Source organism: Streptomyces sp. MNU89, from assembly GCF_020982505.1.
GTDB classification, from domain to species: Bacteria; Actinomycetota; Actinomycetes; order Streptomycetales; family Streptomycetaceae; genus Streptomyces; species Streptomyces xinghaiensis.
Genome location: NZ_JAJKLL010000001.1, coordinates 3,132,018 through 3,148,402 on the forward strand (window position 1 = coordinate 3,132,018; position 16,385 = coordinate 3,148,402).

The 16,385-nt window shown below is 72.8% G+C and carries 11 protein-coding genes and 2 pseudogenes; 7 read left to right on the forward strand and 6 right to left on the reverse strand.

Going from position 1 to position 16,385, the window contains the following annotated elements; all coding sequences use genetic code 11:
- Nucleotides 1–203: 203 nt before the first annotated feature.
- The 6 genes and pseudogenes from E4N63_RS13425 to rarD all read left to right on the forward strand — a co-directional run bounded on the left by E4N63_RS13425 (nucleotide 204) and on the right by rarD (nucleotide 8,943).
- Nucleotides 204–1,480, forward strand: a pseudogene (locus E4N63_RS13425) (sensor histidine kinase).
- Nucleotides 1,481–1,754: 274 nt separating this feature from the next.
- A pseudogene (locus tag E4N63_RS13430) lies at nucleotides 1,755–3,091 on the forward strand (sensor histidine kinase).
- Nucleotides 3,092–3,311: 220 nt separating this feature from the next.
- Complete coding sequence (locus E4N63_RS13435) at nucleotides 3,312–3,971, forward strand: response regulator transcription factor (protein ID WP_039820580.1); 660 nt, start codon at nucleotides 3,312–3,314, stop codon at nucleotides 3,969–3,971.
- Between the two features lie 625 nt (nucleotides 3,972–4,596).
- Entirely contained in the window at nucleotides 4,597–6,546 is a 1,950-nt protein-coding gene (locus tag E4N63_RS13440) for a 2-oxoacid:acceptor oxidoreductase subunit alpha (RefSeq protein ID WP_230240769.1), read from the forward strand.
- Entirely contained in the window at nucleotides 6,539–7,678 is a 1,140-nt protein-coding gene (locus E4N63_RS13445; RefSeq protein ID WP_374112757.1) for a 2-oxoacid:ferredoxin oxidoreductase subunit beta, read from the forward strand. Before E4N63_RS13440 ends, E4N63_RS13445 begins: the two co-directional genes overlap by 8 nt.
- A gap of 182 nt (nucleotides 7,679–7,860) precedes the next feature.
- Nucleotides 7,861–8,943 carry an EamA family transporter RarD gene (rarD, locus tag E4N63_RS13450; RefSeq protein WP_230240771.1) on the forward strand — a complete coding sequence of 361 codons (1,083 nt, stop codon included), beginning with the start codon at nucleotides 7,861–7,863 and terminating at the stop codon, nucleotides 8,941–8,943.
- Between the two features lie 61 nt (nucleotides 8,944–9,004).
- On the opposite strand, the gene E4N63_RS13455 is transcribed toward rarD, so the two are convergent.
- The 3 genes from E4N63_RS13455 to E4N63_RS13465 form a co-directional block, all read right to left on the reverse strand.
- Nucleotides 9,005–9,415 (reverse strand): ester cyclase, encoded by a 411-nt coding sequence (locus E4N63_RS13455; RefSeq protein WP_230240772.1) that lies wholly within the window; start codon nucleotides 9,413–9,415, stop codon nucleotides 9,005–9,007.
- A gap of 78 nt (nucleotides 9,416–9,493) precedes the next feature.
- A complete protein-coding gene (locus E4N63_RS13460; RefSeq protein ID WP_230240774.1) occupies nucleotides 9,494–10,093 on the reverse strand; it encodes a Uma2 family endonuclease in 600 nt (199 codons plus the stop codon).
- Nucleotides 10,094–10,244: 151 nt separating this feature from the next.
- Nucleotides 10,245–10,907, reverse strand: a complete 663-nt coding sequence (locus E4N63_RS13465; RefSeq protein WP_230240775.1) for an alpha-ketoglutarate-dependent dioxygenase AlkB — start codon at nucleotides 10,905–10,907, stop codon at nucleotides 10,245–10,247.
- A gap of 538 nt (nucleotides 10,908–11,445) precedes the next feature.
- On the opposite strand from E4N63_RS13465, the gene E4N63_RS13470 reads away from it, so the two are divergent.
- On the forward strand, nucleotides 11,446–12,720 hold the full coding sequence (locus E4N63_RS13470; protein ID WP_230242467.1) for a M28 family peptidase: 1,275 nt from the start codon (nucleotides 11,446–11,448) through the stop codon (nucleotides 12,718–12,720).
- A 175-nt stretch (nucleotides 12,721–12,895) separates the two neighbouring features.
- Here the strand turns inward: E4N63_RS13470 and E4N63_RS13475 are convergent, their stop codons facing one another.
- The 3 genes from E4N63_RS13475 to E4N63_RS13485 all read right to left on the reverse strand — a co-directional run bounded on the left by E4N63_RS13475 (nucleotide 12,896) and on the right by E4N63_RS13485 (nucleotide 16,213).
- Entirely contained in the window at nucleotides 12,896–13,957 is a 1,062-nt protein-coding gene (locus tag E4N63_RS13475) for a sulfite exporter TauE/SafE family protein (protein WP_308188688.1), read from the reverse strand.
- Nucleotides 13,954–14,550 carry a rhodanese-like domain-containing protein gene (locus E4N63_RS13480; protein ID WP_125622923.1) on the reverse strand — a complete coding sequence of 199 codons (597 nt, stop codon included), beginning with the start codon at nucleotides 14,548–14,550 and terminating at the stop codon, nucleotides 13,954–13,956. Before E4N63_RS13480 ends, E4N63_RS13475 begins: the two co-directional genes overlap by 4 nt.
- A gap of 274 nt (nucleotides 14,551–14,824) precedes the next feature.
- A complete protein-coding gene (locus E4N63_RS13485) occupies nucleotides 14,825–16,213 on the reverse strand; it encodes a rhodanese-like domain-containing protein (protein ID WP_230240776.1) in 1,389 nt (462 codons plus the stop codon).
- Nucleotides 16,214–16,385 lie beyond the last annotated feature (172 nt).

The following is a 16,385-nucleotide window of genomic DNA, read 5'->3' on the forward strand; positions in this document are numbered from 1 at the left end:
ACGCCGTCCACACTCTCTTCACGACGTCCGCACGGGCGCCCTCCCGGCCGTCCGTCCGACGATCTGTACGCAGGGAGTCTAGGCCCTGCCCGCCCGCGTGTGAGCAGCCCGTACCGCACCTGGTGGGGGAACGGTGGGTTGTCCCCACCCCGGCCCCCGGGCGTCCCCATGGCGCGGGCCCCTCCCTCCGGCAGGCTGAGCGCATGACCGAGAGTTCCGCTCCCCGCGCCGCCGGCCGCCCCGGGCCGCGGGGAGGACGCGCGGACGGGACGGGCCGGACGGACGGACGCGGCCGCGCGGGCCGCACGGGCCGCGCCCCGGCGGACCCGGGAGAGGGCGAGCGGCTCCCGTCGCCCGGCTTCGCGTACGGGGCGCAGACCTGGCGGGAGATCGCGCATCTCCTCGCCAATCTGCCGCTGGGCGTCGCGGGGTTCACCTATGTGTCGGTGTGGCTGTACGCGGGCGCGGCGCTCTCGGTGACGGTGATCGGTCTGCCGATGCTGGCCCTCGGGCTTCTGGGAGCACGCCAGTTCGGCAAGCTGGAGCGGGCCCGCGCACGGGTGCTGCTGGCCCTGCCGGTCGAGGAGCCCAGCCCCATCCGCGGCCGCGCGCACGGCGGTTTCTTCCCCTGGCTGTGGAGCAGCCTGAAGGACCCGGTGGGCTGGCGGACCGTGCTGTACTCGCTGATCAGGCTGCCGTGGGGGGTGCTCACCTTCACCGTCACCCTCGTCTCGCTCTTCGCCGCCTGGCCCGTTCTGGGGTGGACGGCGCGGTTGCTGACGCACGGTGACCGGGCGATGGTGCGGGGGCTGCTGTCACCCTCGGACGAACTGGAGCGGCGCATCGCCGAACTGGAGTCGGGCCGGGGGAGGGTCGTGGACACGGCCGCCGCCGACCTGCGCCGCATCGAACGCGACCTGCACGACGGAGCACAGGCCCGCCTCGTCGCCCTCGCCATGGACCTCGGCCTCGCCAAGGAAAAACTCCTCGAAGACCCCCAAGCCGCCGCCAAAATGGTCGACGAAGCCCACGGCGAAGTGAAAACCGCCCTCCGCGAACTCCGCGACCTCGCCCGCGGCATCCACCCCGCCATCCTCACCGACCGCGGACTCGGCCCCGCCCTCTCCCACCTCGCCGCCCGCTGCACCGTCCCCGTCACCGTCACCACCGACCTCCCCACCGCCCCGCACCCGCCATCGAAGGCATCGCCTACTTCACCGTCTCCGAACTCCTCCAGAACATCAGCAAACACAGCGGAGCGCGGACGGCCCGGGTGGAGATGTGGCGGAGCGGCGACCGGCTGCTGGTCCAGGTGCGGGACGACGGCAAGGGCGGCGCGAGCCCGGACGGGGGCAGCGGCCTGACCGGGCTGGCGGAGCGGCTGGAGGCCGTGGACGGGCTGTTCGTCCTGGACTCGCCGCCGGGCGGGCCGACCACGGTGACGGCCGAACTGCCGTGGCGCGAGCGGCCGGTGGGCTGAGCGCGCCCGACCGGCCCGCCCGGCCCGGCGGTTCCCTTCCGGCTCTCCGGCTCTCCGGCTCGCTCCGGACCGGCGGCCGAGGCGCTCCCCGGCCGCCTCCTCACCCGTCTCCCCGGCCCGCCTCTCCCCGCCGGTGGGGAAAACCCCACCGGCGGACGCCGACCCGCTCCATGGTCCCGACGGGTCCCGCCGCCGCAGCATGGAACCACCCCCACCCGGCGGACCGCGCGGCACCGGCCCCGCGGCCACCACGGCAGAACGGACGGACGACACCATGGCCACCGCGTACGACGCATCGGAGACCCGCGTCCGCAGGCTGCCGGCGGCGCTGCGCGCGCCGCTGGAGGGCCGGACCTGGCGCGAATTCCTCTATCTGCTGCTCAATCTGCCGATGGCGCTGGTGATGTTCGTCTTCGCGGTCTCGATGACGGCCACCGGTCTCGGGCTGCTCGTCACCTTTCTCGGCATCCCCGTGCTCGCCGCCGCCCTGGCCGGCTGCCGGGCGCTGGGCGCGGTGGAGCGCGGCCGGGCACGGATGCTGCTGGACCTGGACGTCGGGGCGCCGGCGCCGGTGCGTCCGGAGAGTCCCGGGATGTTCGCGTGGGTCGGGGCACTCCTCAAGAGCGGGGTCTCCTGGCGGCACCTGCTCTACGCCGTGGTGCACTTCCCGTGGGCGGTGTTCGGCTTCTCCGTCGCGGTCTCCCTGTGGACGTCCGGCTGGTCGCTGCTGCTCTACCCGGTCTGGTTCCGGTTCCTGCCGGACGGCGCCGGGCCGTCGGGCATCCAGCTCTACGGCGACGGGCGCGGCAACACCTTCTATCTCGACACCCCGTTCGAAATCCTGCTGACGGGCGCCGTCGGCCTGCTGGTCGTCCTGGCGACGCCGTGGGTGTTCCGCGGGATGACGATGGTGGACCGGGGGCTGGTCGGCGGTCTGCTGGGGCCCTCGCGGCTGGCCGCCCGGGTCTCGGAGCTGGAGTCGGGCCGGGGGAGGGTCGTGGACACGGCCGCCGCCGACCTGCGCCGCATCGAACGCGACCTGCACGACGGAGCACAGGCCCGCCTCGTCGCCCTCGCCATGGACCTCGGCCTCGCCAAGGAAAAACTCCTCGAAGACCCCCAAGCCGCCGCCAAAATGGTCGACGAAGCCCACGGCGAAGTGAAAACCGCCCTCCGCGAACTCCGCGACCTCGCCCGCGGCATCCACCCCGCCATCCTCACCGACCGCGGACTCGGCCCCGCCCTCTCCCACCTCGCCGCCCGCTGCACCGTCCCCGTCACCGTCACCACCGACCTCCCCACCGCCCCGCACCCGCCATCGAAGGCATCGCCTACTTCACCGTCTCCGAACTCCTCCAGAACATCAGCAAACACAGCGGAGCGCGCCGGGCCACCGTCGACATCTGGCGCGCCGGCGGGCGGCTGATGCTCCAGGTCTCCGATGACGGGACCGGCGGCGCGACGGCGGCCATGAGCGCCGACGGCCCGGCTCCGGGGACGGGGCTGGCCGGGCTGGCGGAGCGGGTCGAGGCGGTGGACGGGGTCCTCGCCGTGGACTCCCCCGCCGGCCGCGGCACCGTGGTCACCGCCGAGCTGCCCTGGAGGGGCTGACCGGCGGCGGGTCCGCCGCGGCGGTCATCCCGCCCCGGCGGCGTTCCGTCCCGGCGGCCCCGCCCGCCCCTCGGCTCCGTGTCCGGCCGGCGACAGCCGCGCGCCCGTATCCGATACCTGGGATGCTGGTGCCGACCGTCGGGGGATCGCGGAGCTGGGGGACGAGGACGTGAACGACAGGGACAGCACGGTACGGACGCGGGAACGGGAGAACACCGGGGTGCGCGTGGTCATCGCCGAGGACTCGGTCCTCCTGCGGGAGGGCCTGACCCGGCTGCTCACCGACCGGGGCCACGAGGTCGTCGCCGGGGTGGGGGACGCGGAGGCGCTGCTCAAGGTCATCGGGGAGCTGGCGGCGGACGGGGCGCTGCCGGACGTGGTCGTCGCCGACGTGCGGATGCCGCCCACCCACACCGACGAGGGCGTGCGGGCGGCGGTGCGGCTCCGCCGCGAGCACCCCGGGGTGGGGGTGCTGGTGCTGTCGCAGTACGTGGAGGAGCAGTACGCGACCGAGCTGCTGGCGGCGAGCAGCCGGGGCGTCGGCTATCTGCTCAAGGACCGGGTCGCCGAGGTGCGGGAGTTCGTCGACGCGGTGGTGCGCGTCGCCGCCGGCGGCACCGCCCTGGACCCGGAGGTCGTCGCCCAGCTCCTGGGCCGCAGCCGCAAGCAGGACGTGCTGGCGAACCTCACCCCGCGCGAGCGGGAGGTGCTCGGGCTCATGGCCGAGGGGCGGACGAATTCGGCCATCGCGCGGCAGTTGGTGGTGAGCGACGGCGCGGTGGAGAAGCATGTGAGCAACATCTTCCTGAAGCTCGGCCTCTCGCCGAGTGACGGGGATCACCGCCGGGTGCTGGCGGTGCTCACCTATCTGAAGTCCTGACCGTCTCCCGGTCCGAAGTCCCGGCCGTCTCCCGGAGGCCGCCGCGGCCTCTCGGAGGTCGAGCGGGAGCGCCCTCGGCGCACTCCCGGAGGGTTCGCGGCGCGGGCCTCCGGGCGCGGCCGTACGGGCGTGCGGGCCCCGGCCGGGCCCTCCGGGCGGCCCTCGGGCGGGGCCCCGCACGCCCCGCCGGTCCGGCCGCCCGGCGGGGGCGGAAGAGAGGCGGTCAGCGGAGTGTTGGACCATGGGCCGGGCGGGGCGGTGAAACGGTTCGCCCGAGCCGCGGTCCCGGGGGGACGGACGGGTACCGTCGGCCGGCCGGTCCGCGCGAGCCCCGGCGGGGGACGGAACGGGCCGGGAACGGCCGCGGGAAGCACGAAGAGGGACCGCGGCGGGAGAGAAAGGAGAGGCGGAGGCAGTCGGCCAGGTGCACCACCGGAGAAAGCCCGGAAAGGTACGGGGGAATGGCGGAAATGACCGATGCTGACCTCTCATGTCCGTCTCATAATCATGTCCACCATATGAACTATCCAGGGAAGGCCACCCTTACCGACGTAGAGTGGCCAGCGGGACGGCCGGCCGACGTGTCCGGATCCCGGAGTCGCCGCCTCAAGGGAGGTCCAGTTCAGTGACCAGCCAGGTCAGTAGCCCAGCCGAGCAGGACGGCGGGGCAGCCGCCGGGGACCAGGCGGCCGGCGCGGCCGGTGCGTCCGGCACGTCGGGCAAGGAAGTCCGCCGCCTCGACCGTGTGATCATCCGCTTCGCGGGTGACTCGGGCGACGGGATGCAGCTGACGGGTGACCGCTTCACCTCGGAGACCGCCTCCTTCGGCAACGACCTCTCCACGCTGCCCAACTTCCCCGCCGAGATCCGCGCCCCCGCCGGCACCCTGCCCGGCGTCTCCAGCTTCCAGCTGCACTTCGCCGACCACGACATCCTCACCCCGGGTGACGCGCCGAACGTCCTGGTCGCGATGAACCCGGCCGCCCTCAAGGCCAACCTCGCCGACCTGCCGCACGGCGCGGAGATCATCGTCAACACCGACGAGTTCACCAAGCGCGCCATGGCCAAGGTCGGCTACGCCGCCAGCCCGCTGGACGACGGCTCCCTGGAGGCGTACCGGGTGCACCCGGTGCCGCTGACCACCCTGACCGTCGAGGCCCTGAAGGGTTACGACCTCTCCCGCAAGGACGCCGGCCGCTCCAAGAACATGTTCGCGCTGGGCCTGCTGTCGTGGATGTACCACCGGCCGACCGAGGGCACCGAGCGCTTCCTGCGCAGCAAGTTCGCCAAGAAGCCGGAGATCGCCGAGGCGAACGTCGCGGCCTTCCGCGCGGGCTGGAACTTCGGCGAGACCACCGAGGACTTCGCGGTCTCCTACGAGGTGGCCCCGGCCGCCGCCGCGTTCCCCACCGGCACGTACCGCAACATCTCCGGCAACCTCGCGCTGTCCTACGGGCTGATCGCCGCGTCTCAGCAGGCGGACCTCCCGCTCTACCTGGGCTCGTACCCGATCACCCCGGCCTCGGACATCCTGCACGAGCTGTCCCGGCACAAGAACTTCGGTGTGCGCACCTTCCAGGCCGAGGACGAGATCGCCGCCATCGGCGCGGCGCTCGGCGCGGCCTTCGGCGGGGCGCTGGCGGTGACCACCACCTCCGGCCCCGGGGTGGCGCTCAAGTCCGAGACCATCGGGCTCGCCGTCTCCCTGGAACTGCCGATGCTGATCGTCGACATCCAGCGCGGCGGCCCCTCCACCGGCCTGCCCACCAAGACCGAACAGGCCGACCTGCTGCAGGCCATGTACGGCCGCAACGGCGAGGCCCCGGTGCCGGTCGTCGCCCCGGCGACCCCGGCGGACTGCTTCGACGCCGCCATCGACGCCGCCCGGATCGCGCTCGCCTACCGCACCCCGGTCTTCCTGCTCTCCGACGGGTACCTCGCCAACGGCTCCGAGCCCTGGCGCATCCCCGACGTCGAGGACCTGCCCGATCTGACCGTGCGCTTCGCCTCCGGCCCCAACCACGAACTGGCCGACGGCACCGAGGTGTTCTGGCCGTACAAGCGCGACCCGCACACCCTCGCGCGCCCCTGGGCCGTTCCCGGCACCCCCGGTCTCGAACACCGCATCGGCGGCATCGAGAAGCAGGACGGCACGGGCAACATCTCCTACGACCCGGCCAACCACGACTTCATGGTCCGCACCCGCCAGGCCAAGATCGACGGCATCGAGGTCCCGGACCTCGTGGTCGACGACCCGTCCGGTGAGGCGAAGGTGCTGGTCCTGGGCTGGGGCTCGACCTACGGCCCCGTCACGGCCGCGGTGCGCCGCGTCCGCGCCGGGGGCCGTTCCGTCGCCCAGGCCCATCTGCGCCATCTCAACCCCTTCCCGCGGAATCTGGGCGAGGTGCTGAAGCGGTACGACCGGGTGGTCGTACCGGAGATGAACCTCGGCCAGCTCGCCGCCCTGCTGCGGGCGAAGTACCTGGTCGACGCCCGCTCGTACAACCAGGTGAACGGAATGCCGTTCAAGGCCGAGCAGCTCGCCGGCGTGGTCAAGGAGGCCATCGATGACTGAGACAGCGACGGAGGGGGCCGCCGCGGGGGCGGCGAACGGGAGGTCCGCCACCCCGTTCGAGGCGCTTTCCCTGGTGCCCCGCGCCGAGGCCCCGCAGTCGATGAAGGACTTCAAGTCGGACCAGGAGGTCCGCTGGTGCCCCGGCTGCGGTGACTACGCCGTGCTGGCCGCCGTGCAGGGCTTCATGCCCGAGCTGGGGCTGGCCAAGGAGAACATCGTCTTCGTCTCCGGCATCGGCTGCTCCTCCCGCTTCCCGTACTACATGAACACCTACGGGATGCACTCGATCCACGGCCGCGCGCCCGCGATCGCGACCGGCCTCGCCTCCTCCCGGCGCGACCTGTCCGTCTGGGTCGTCACCGGCGACGGCGACGCGCTCTCCATCGGCGGCAACCACCTCATCCACGCACTGCGCCGCAACGTCAACCTCAAGATCCTGCTCTTCAACAACCGGATCTACGGGCTGACCAAGGGCCAGTACAGCCCGACCTCCGAGCTCGGCAAGATCACGAAGTCGACGCCGATGGGCTCGCTGGACGCGCCCTTCAACCCGGTCTCGCTCGCGATCGGCGCCGAGGCGTCCTTCGTCGCCCGCACGGTCGACTCCGACCGCAAGCACCTCACCGAGGTGCTGCGCCAGGCCGCCGCCCACCCGGGCACCGCGCTGGTGGAGATCTACCAGAACTGCAACATCTTCAACGACGGCGCCTTCGAGGTGCTCAAGGACAAGCAGCAGGCGCAGGAAGCCGTCATCCGCCTCGAACACGGCCGGCCGATCCGCTTCGGCCTCCCGTGGAGCGAGGAGGAGGGCGGCGACGGCCTCGGCTCCAAGGGCGTCGTCCGCGACCAGGCGACCGGCGACCTCCTGGTCGTCGACGTGACGGCGGAGAACGCCGCCGCCGTCCTGGTCCACGACGCCCACGCCACGTCCCCGACCACGGCCTTCGCCCTCTCCCGGCTGGCCGACGCGGACACCCTGCACCACACGCCCATCGGTGTGCTGCGCAGCGTCGAGCGCCCGGTCTACGACACCCTCATGGCCGACCAGCTGGAGGCCGCCGTGGAGCGCCACGGCAAGGGCGACCTGTCCGCCCTCCTCCACGGCAACGACACCTGGACGGTCGCGGGCTGACCCGCCCGCCCCGAACCGGGCTCCGAGGTAAGGGCCGCTGCCCCTGGGCAGCGGCCCTTACCCGTGCCGGGCCCCGCCTCTCCCGTCATGACCATGGAGCGATACGGACATGACAGGTGCCCCCCGGCGGCGTTACCGTCGTTGCTGTCGCCGTGCGCCCCAGGAGGAACCCCTTGAAACCGATGAGCGAGCACCGGACCGGGCTGGCCTACGGATTCGCCGCCTACGGGATCTGGGGCCTCTTCCCGCTCTACTGGCCGCTGCTGGAACCCGCCGACGCGGTGGAGATCCTGGCGCACCGCATGGTGTGGTCGCTGGCCGTGGTCGGGCTTGTGCTGCTGGTGCTGCGCCGCTGGTCCTGGCTGCGTCCGCTGCTGCGGCAGCCCCGGCGGATCGGGCTGATCGCCCTGGGTGCCACTCTCATCTCGGCCAACTGGGGCCTGTACATCTGGAGCGTCAACTCCGGCCATGTCGTCGAGGCCGCCCTCGGCTACTTCATCAACCCCCTGGTCAGCATCGCCTTCGGGGTCCTGCTGCTGCGCGAGCGGCTGCGGCCCGCGCAGTGGGCGGCCGTCGGCATCGGCGCCGTCGCGGTGCTCGTGCTCACCATCGGCTACGGCGAGCTGCCGTGGATCGCCCTCTCGCTGGCCTTGTCCTTCGCCCTCTACGGCCTGGTCAAGAAGCACGTGGGGCTGGACGGCCTGGAGTCCCTGGCCGCCGAGACCTCCCTGCAGTTCCTGCCGGCCCTGGGCTTCCTGTTCTTCCTGGGCTCGCGCGGCGAGAGCACCTTCACCACCGAGGGAACCGGGCACGCCGTGCTCCTCATCAGCGCCGGCGCGGTCACCGCGCTCCCGCTGGTCTGCTTCGGCGGTGCCGCCGTCCGGCTGCCGCTGTCCACGATCGGCCTGCTGCAGTACCTGACCCCGCTCACCCAGTTCGTCCTGGGTGTCGCCGTCTTCCACGAGGAGATGCCGCCGGAGCGCTGGGCCGGCTTCTCCCTGGTCTGGCTGGCCCTGTCCCTGCTGACCTGGGACGCGCTCCGCACCGCGCACCGGACCCGGGGCGACCTCCGCCGGGCGGGCGCCGCGGCGGCGGAGAAGGCCGCGGCCGAGGCGGCGGCGGCCGCGGAAGCGGCGGCGAGGACGGGCACCGGGCCCGGCGGCGCGGACCGCCCCCGTACGGATCTCCCCCTGGCGGGCCCGGTCACGGAGACCGAGGCGGCGGCCACCGCCCGCGCGGAGGGCCCGGGGACCACGGGTTCCTGAGCCGCCGGGACGGCGGACCGGGACACCCGCGGCCTCGTACGGGCGGGCGGGGCGGGGCCCGTCAGCCGCCGACCGCGCCGAGGCGGGTCATCATGCCGAGGACGTCGGAGACCACCCAGTACTCGGCGAAGCGGCGCCCCTCGGCGCGGAAGATGTCGTGGCCGGTGAAGCTGATACGAGTGCCGGGCGGGGCGGTGGTGCCGGGGATTCCGCCCCGGTAGGTGCCGTGGAAGGTCCAGCGGGCGGCGAGCCGGTCCCCGTCGATGACCGGGCCGACGTCAAGGGTGGTGTTGATGTCGCCGAAGAGGGCGTGGGACCGGCGGATCGCTTCGACGGCACCGTCCGGGCCGTGCACCTCGCGGTCGGGCCAGTGGCCGGTGAAGCCGGGGGTCAGAATCTCGGGCGCCAGGTCGTAGTCGCCGCCCCAGAGGTCCTGCAGCCAGTGCCGGTAGAGCTGTTCGAGATGGTCCATACAGCCCAGTCTGGGGCGGACGGAGGGCCGCGTCACCCCGGGAGACACCACCGGGGCGGGACACTTCGGCCCCTCACCTCAGTCCTCCAGGTCGTCCAGCAGGGCCGCGACGTCCAGATCCACCGGGAACGCCCCGGCGACCTCGACGCCCTGCTTGCCGGTGACGCGCTGGACTTCGCGGTAGGTGTCCCCGGAGAGCTCGTGCACCAGCACGGCCGGCTCCGGTTCGAGCTCGATCCGCCAGTAAGCGGGCACCTTGGCCTGGGCGTAGAGGGCGGGCTTGAGGATGCGGTCGGCCGCCCGGTTGTGGGGTGAGACGATCTCCGCCAGCAGCAGCACGGCCTCCAGGGGAACCGCGACGGTGTCCCGCAGCACGGCCGACCGGTCCACCACCATGATGTCGGGGATGAACAGCCGGGACTCGCCGATCACGTTGGATGCCTCGACGACGAGGAAAGGCGCACCGGCGGCAGCGATGGCTCCACGGATCTGGCGGTTGAGCGCCGAGGAAGCGATCTGGTGCGCAAAACTGGGCGCGGGGGACATCATCAGGACACCGTCCACCAACTCATAGCGGGCGCGTGCCGGGTGCTCGGGGAGGGCGAGGACGTCTTCCACGGTCCAGGGACCTTCGTGGTCGTCCACGCACTTGTGCTTCATGACGCTCATCGTCGTCATCACCGCCTCCTCGCGTGTCTCGGCAACAGCATCCCATGCAGGTCTGTACCCCGCCGAGTCTCGGCCTTCGGACATATCCGCGAGGGCCGATACGCACGGAACGCCCGAACGGGTTACTGCGGTCAGCGGCGGCTTGACGCCTGCCACGCGTTCAGTCCGCCGGGAGGCCCGTTTCGCGGAGGGTGATGTTGAGGCGGCCGGTGAGGCCGAGGGCCGGGTCGGCGGTGCCCGGCAGGGTCCTCGGGACGGCGTGGTACGCGTAGCGGGAGGGGCCGCCGAAGACGAAGAGGTCGCCGGAGGCCAGTTCGAGATCGGTGTACGGCCTGGTGCGGGTCTCGGTGTTGCCGAAGCGGAAGACGCAGGTGTCGCCGAGGGAGAGGGAGACGACGGGGGCGGCGGAGCGTTCGTCCTTGTCCTGGTGCATGCCCATACGGGCCGCGCCGTCGTAGAAGTTGACCAGCGCGGTGTCGGGGGCGTACGCGGCGCCGGCCGCCGGGTCCCCGTAGGCCTCGGTCACCGCGCGGCGGCCCAGGCCGGCCAGCCACTCCGGCAGTTCCGCGACCCGTCCGCCGCCCGCGTCCACGGCGGTGCGGGTGTAGCGGTACGGGGACCAGTGCCAGCCCAGGCAGACCGTCTGCACGGACATCACACCGCCGCGCGGCAGCCGGGTGTGCCGGATCGGTACCGGGCCGCGGGCCCACGCGCGGCAGGCGGCGACCAGACGGCGCTGCGCGGCCGGGTCCAGCCAGCCGGGCACATGGACCGCACCGGGCGCGATCTCCCGGCGGGCGGGCGGGAAGAGGGCGTCGGTCATGCGGGGCCTCACCGTTTCCGTCCCTGTCCTCTGCTCCGGGCTGTTCCTGCCGACGGCAGCTCTGCGGCTCAGCGGCTCCGCCGCTCAACGGCTCCGCCACGGGCGACCCTAGGCGGCGGGGCGGGACGACCGCATCCCGGATTCCGGGCGGCCGGCACCCGGCGCCCCGCCCTCTCCTCCCCGGGCACGGCCGGTCGACCGGCCCCGACTGCCCGACTGCCCGACTGTCCGACTGTCCGACGCCCAGGGTGTGTCCGATTTCCGAACACCCCAGTCCGGATTGCGTCTTGACGGGACAGTGACGCGGAGCCGACCATCATGCCCACGTCAATCGAACGTTCAGCTGAACCTCACGCCCCGCGCCCACCCAGCGCGGGGCGGCCCGCGCGGTCCGTCATCCAACCGTTCGCACCCACGTCCGGAAACGGAGCCCCCATGCGCCTCACTCCCCGCACCGCGAGCACCGCCCCGCCGAAGACCACGTCCGCGTCCCCGCCGGGCCTCCACGGCCGCCCTCGCCACCGCCGCTGCCGTCGCGCTGCTCGCCCCGGCCGCCGCCGCGTCGGCCGCGTCCGCCGCGGAGTCCGCGCCCCGGGCGTCCGCCGCCGCGGCCCCGGACATCCCGCTCTCCGCCGTCAAGGCGCATCTCTCCGATCTGCAGTCGATAGCCTCCGCCAACGGCGGCAACCGCGCCCACGGCCGGCCCGGGTACAAGGCCGCCGTCGACCACATCAAGGCCAAGCTGGACGCCGCCGGGTACACCACCACCGTCCAGCAGTTCACCTCGAACGGCTCCACCGGCTACAACCTCATCGCCGACTGGCCCGGCGGCGACACCGGGAACGTCCTCATGGCCGGGGCCCACCTCGACTCCGTGAGCAGCGGCCCCGGGATGAACGACAACGGCTCCGGTTCGGCCGCCGTCCTGGAGACCGCGCTCGCCGTGGCGCGCGAGGGCCACCAGCCGGACCGGCACCTGCGGTTCGGCTGGTGGGGCGCGGAGGAGCTGGGCCTGGTCGGCTCCAACCACTACGTGCGCAACCTGACGAGCACCCAGCGGTCCGCGATCGGCGGCTACCTCAACTTCGACATGATCGCCTCGCCGAACCCCGGCTACTTCGTCTACGACGACGACCCGGCCATCGAGAAGGTCTTCAAGGACTTCTTCGCCGCCAAGGGCGTGCCGACGGAGATCGAGACCGAGGGCGACGGCCGCTCCGACCACGCCTCCTTCAAGAACTACGGCATCCCGGTCGGCGGTCTGTTCACCGGCGCGAGCCGCACCAAGTCGTCGGCGCAGGCGCAGAAGTGGGGCGGCACGGCCGGGCGGGCGTTCGACAGCTGCTACCACTCGTCCTGCGACACCCTGGCGAACGTCGACGACACCGCCCTGGACCGCAACAGCGACGCCCTCGCCCACGCCGTCTGGACGCTCGGCGCGGCCGACGGCGGCGGTACGGACCCGTCCGTCGTCTACGAGAACACCGAGGACGTCACCATCCCCGACGGCACCTCGGAGGCGGTCTCCCCCGTGGCCGTGGCCGACCGTCCGGGCAGCGCCCCGGCGGCGCTCAGGATCGGGGTCGACATCAAGCACAGCTACCGGGGCGATCTGGTGATCGACCTGCTGGCCCCGGACGGCACCGCGTACCGGCTGAAGGACTCCAGCAGCTGGGACGGCGCCGACGACGTGATCGCCACCTACACGGCCGACGTCTCCGGTGAGACGGCGAACGGCACCTGGAAGCTGCGGGTCCGGGACGTGTACCGCCAGGACAGCGGCTACATCGACAGCTGGAAGCTCACCTTCTGAGCCGAGCGGCGCGGGACCCCCGGCCGGGCTCCGCCCCGGCACGCACGAGCCCGCGGTGGCACGGTGCGTACCGTGCCACCGCGGGCTGCCGCGTGGGGCGGTGCGGTCCGGAGCCCCTGGCTCCCGCCGCCGGAATCTCAGCCCGGCGGCGGGCGGGGCCCGGTGGAGCCGGGGGTCAGGTCCGGTGGGAGCCGGTGCTCCCGGCCCGCTGCCGCTCGCGCCGCCGCGCCTCGGCGGCACCGGCGCCGGCACCGTGCTCGCCGGCGTCCGGACCCTTGCCCTCCGCGCCGGGCTTCGCGTCCTCCGCAGCCCGCGCGGCCTTGGCGTCCTCCCGCGCGGCGATGTCGCGCTCCGCCGGGCAGCCGGGGCCGTCCTGGCCGGCGGCGGTACCGGCGGCGCAGTTCCTGCGCCGGATTCCGAAGATCAGGAACGCCGCCAGGACGGCGACCGCGGCCCAGGTGACCGGGCTGGTCAGCACGGTCTCACGGATGTCCGCGCTGACCTGCTGGCCGAGGACGAAGACGCCCATGACGACCACGAACCAGCCGAAGCCCTTGCGGAGCGTGTCCTGCGGGATGCGTCCCGCGAGCCGTCCGCCGACCAGGCTGCCGACCACGGCCGCGGCGGTGACGATGCCCGCCAGACCCCAGTCGATCTGCACGCTGGAGAGGTAGCCCGCCAGTCCCGCGAAGGACTTCATGGAGATCACCAGCAGCGAGGTGCCCACGGCGACGCCCATCGGGAGTCCGCCCAGCAGGGCCAGGGCCGGGACGATGAGGAAGCCTCCGCCGGCGCCGACGAGGCCGGTGACCAGGCCGACGACCACACCGTCCACCAGGACGTGCAGGACCGGCATCTCCTCGTGCTTGCTCTTGAGTTCCTTCTTGCGGCCCTTCAGCATGGCGACCGCCGTGGCGAGCATCATCAGGGCGAACGCGATGAGCAGCACGGTCCCGGGGATGAACTCGGCCAGCCGGCCGCCCGCGTAGGCACCGGTCATACCCGCCACACCGAACAGCAGTCCGGTCCGCCAGCGGACCCGGCCCGCACGGGCGTGCGAGACCAGACCGGCGAGCGAGGTGACGCCGACGACCAGCAGCGAGGTGGCGATGGCCTCCTTCGCGTCCATGCCGGCCAGGTAGATCAGGATCGGGACGGTCAGGATGGAACCGCCGCCGCCGAGGATGCCGAGGCTGATCCCGATCAGCAGCGATCCGGCGATGACAAGTGCTATCACGCGCGGTCACCCCGCAACGACTGGATGACGGTCTTGAGGTCCGTCTTCGGTCCGCGGTTGTAGGGGAGCTTGGAGAGCATCATCCCCATGGCGCAGGTGTTGCTGAGCGCCGCGAAGGTCAGGCCCGCGCCGACGAAGGTGCCGACGAGGTGCCAGCCCGGGAAGAAGATCCCGGCGATGCCGCTGATCAGGACGATCAGGCCGGCGACCAGCCGGACCTGGCGCTCCAGGTCCCAGCGGTCCGCTCCGCGCCTGACGTCGCCGCCCGACGTCTCCCAGGCGACCATGCCGCCGTCGAGCACCCGCAGGTTGGGGAGGCCGACCTCGGCCAGCGCCTGCTCGGCCTGGGCCGCACGGCCGCCGGAACGGCAGATCAGCACGACGTCCTCGTCCAGGTGCGACAGCAGCTCCTGGCGGTGTTCCTTGAGGGTGTCGAGCGGGACGTTGTAGGAGCCGGGGATGTGGACGCTCTGGAACTCGCCCGGAGTCCGAACATCCAGCAGGCGGGGGCCACCGCCGTCCCGGATCAGCGCCTGCAGGGCGTCCGGACCGAGCTTCGCGGTGGTGGTGTCGCCCGTGGAGTTGGGGCTCATATCTGGATCCTCACTGTTCGGGGGCGTGGGTGCACTGGGGATGCACCGGGTCATTGGGGTGGTGACCAGTGGTCTCGGGTCTCCGGAGGTCTTCCGGGGGCGGGCACCCCGCCCGGGGGCCGGGTGCCCGCCTGTGGCTCGCCCGGTCATGGGGGGGCCTGCGAGCCGGGCGGGCTCCGGCGGCGGTGTCGTCAGGGCAGGACATCTCCGCCGCCGGCGCCCGGTACGGGCCGCGCCCCGGGGGGACGGGCGCGGACCGCGCTGGGGGCCCGGGTCAGGAACGGGCCGCGGGCTCGGGCAGCAGCAGCCAGGCACCGTAGCCGCCGAGCAGGTCGGAGACGTCCTCACGGCCGGCGTGCCGCAGCAGGCTGGCGCCGATGGAGGAGCGGTGGCCGCCCGCGCAGTGGACGACGACCGGGCGGTCCGCCGGGATCTCGTCCTGCCGCTTGGCCAGCTCGGCCAGCGGGATGTGCAGGGAGCCCTCGATGAAGCCCTCCTCGCGCTCGCCGCCGCCGCGCACGTCCACGACCACCGGTGCCTGCCCGGAGGCGAGCACCTTGCGGAGCTCGTCCGCGGTGACCCGGCTGGCCTGGGTCATCTCCGCGGCCAGGCCGGGGAAGACGCCCTCCGGGTCGCGCAGGTAGCCGGCCACGTGGTCGAAGCCGATCCGGGCGAGCCGGGTGACGAGCTCCTCCTCGCGGTCCTCCGGGGCGACGACGATGATCTCCGCGTCCGGGGCGACCACGGAGCCCGCCTGCTCGGCGAAGCGGCCGTCGGCCGGGACGTTGACGGAGCCGCGCAGGTGGCCCGCGGCGAACTCCTGCGGGTCGCGGCCGTCGACGATCACGGCACCCGCGTCCCGGCGGGCCAGGAACTCCTCCACGGAGAGGGAGGGCGCCGTGGTGCTCGGGTCGAACAGCTCGTGCGACTTGCGGTTGAGGATCGCGTCGTAGACGAAGTAGCCGGGGGCGGAGGGCTGGCCCGCCGTGACCACGGCCAGGAACTGGTCCTCGCCCATCGGGGCACAGGCGTAGTTGGTGGCGCGCTGCTCGCCGATGGTGGACTGCCGCTGGGTGGAAAGGTTCTTGCCGCAGGCGGAGCCGGCGCCGTGGGCCGGGAAGACCCGCACCTCGTCCGGGAGCGCCATCAGCTTGTTGTGGACGCTGTCGTAGAGCATCCGGCCGAGCTCGTCGGCGGTGACCCCGATGGAGGCGAGCAGGTCGGGGCGGCCGACGTCGCCGATGAAGAGCGCGTCACCGGTGAGGACGCCGTAGGGGACCTCGTCGCCGGCGTGCTCGTAGACCAGGACGCTGACGGACTCCGGGGTGTGGCCGGGGGTCTCCATGATCTGGAGGGTCACGTCACCGAGGCTGATGCGCTCGCCGTCGGCCAGCTTGCGGCTCTCGTACTCGGTCTCCGCGCGCTGCCCGTAGCCGATCCAGGCGCCGGTCCGGTCGGCGAGCTCCAGGTGGCCGGCGATGAAGTCGGCGTGGAAGTGGGTGTTGATGACGCCCACGATGGTGAAGCCGCGGTCCTGGGCGTCGGCCACGTACTCGGTGACGTCGCGGCGGGGGTCGACGACGACGGCCTTGCCGCTGGTCTCGTCGGCGACCATGTACGAGGCCTGGGAGAGGCAGTCGAGGTAGTACTGGGCGAAGAACATGCGGAGCCTCCGTGTCGGGATCTCTCGGAACTCTCATACCCTGGGGGGTATATACCAAGGTAAGCGATACCCAGTTGGGTATATTTCCGGCCCGCGGCCGGTCATGCGGAAAATCGGCGGATCAACAGGCCGGGAAGGCCGGCGGAGCAAGGAACGGCAAGGGAACGGGCGA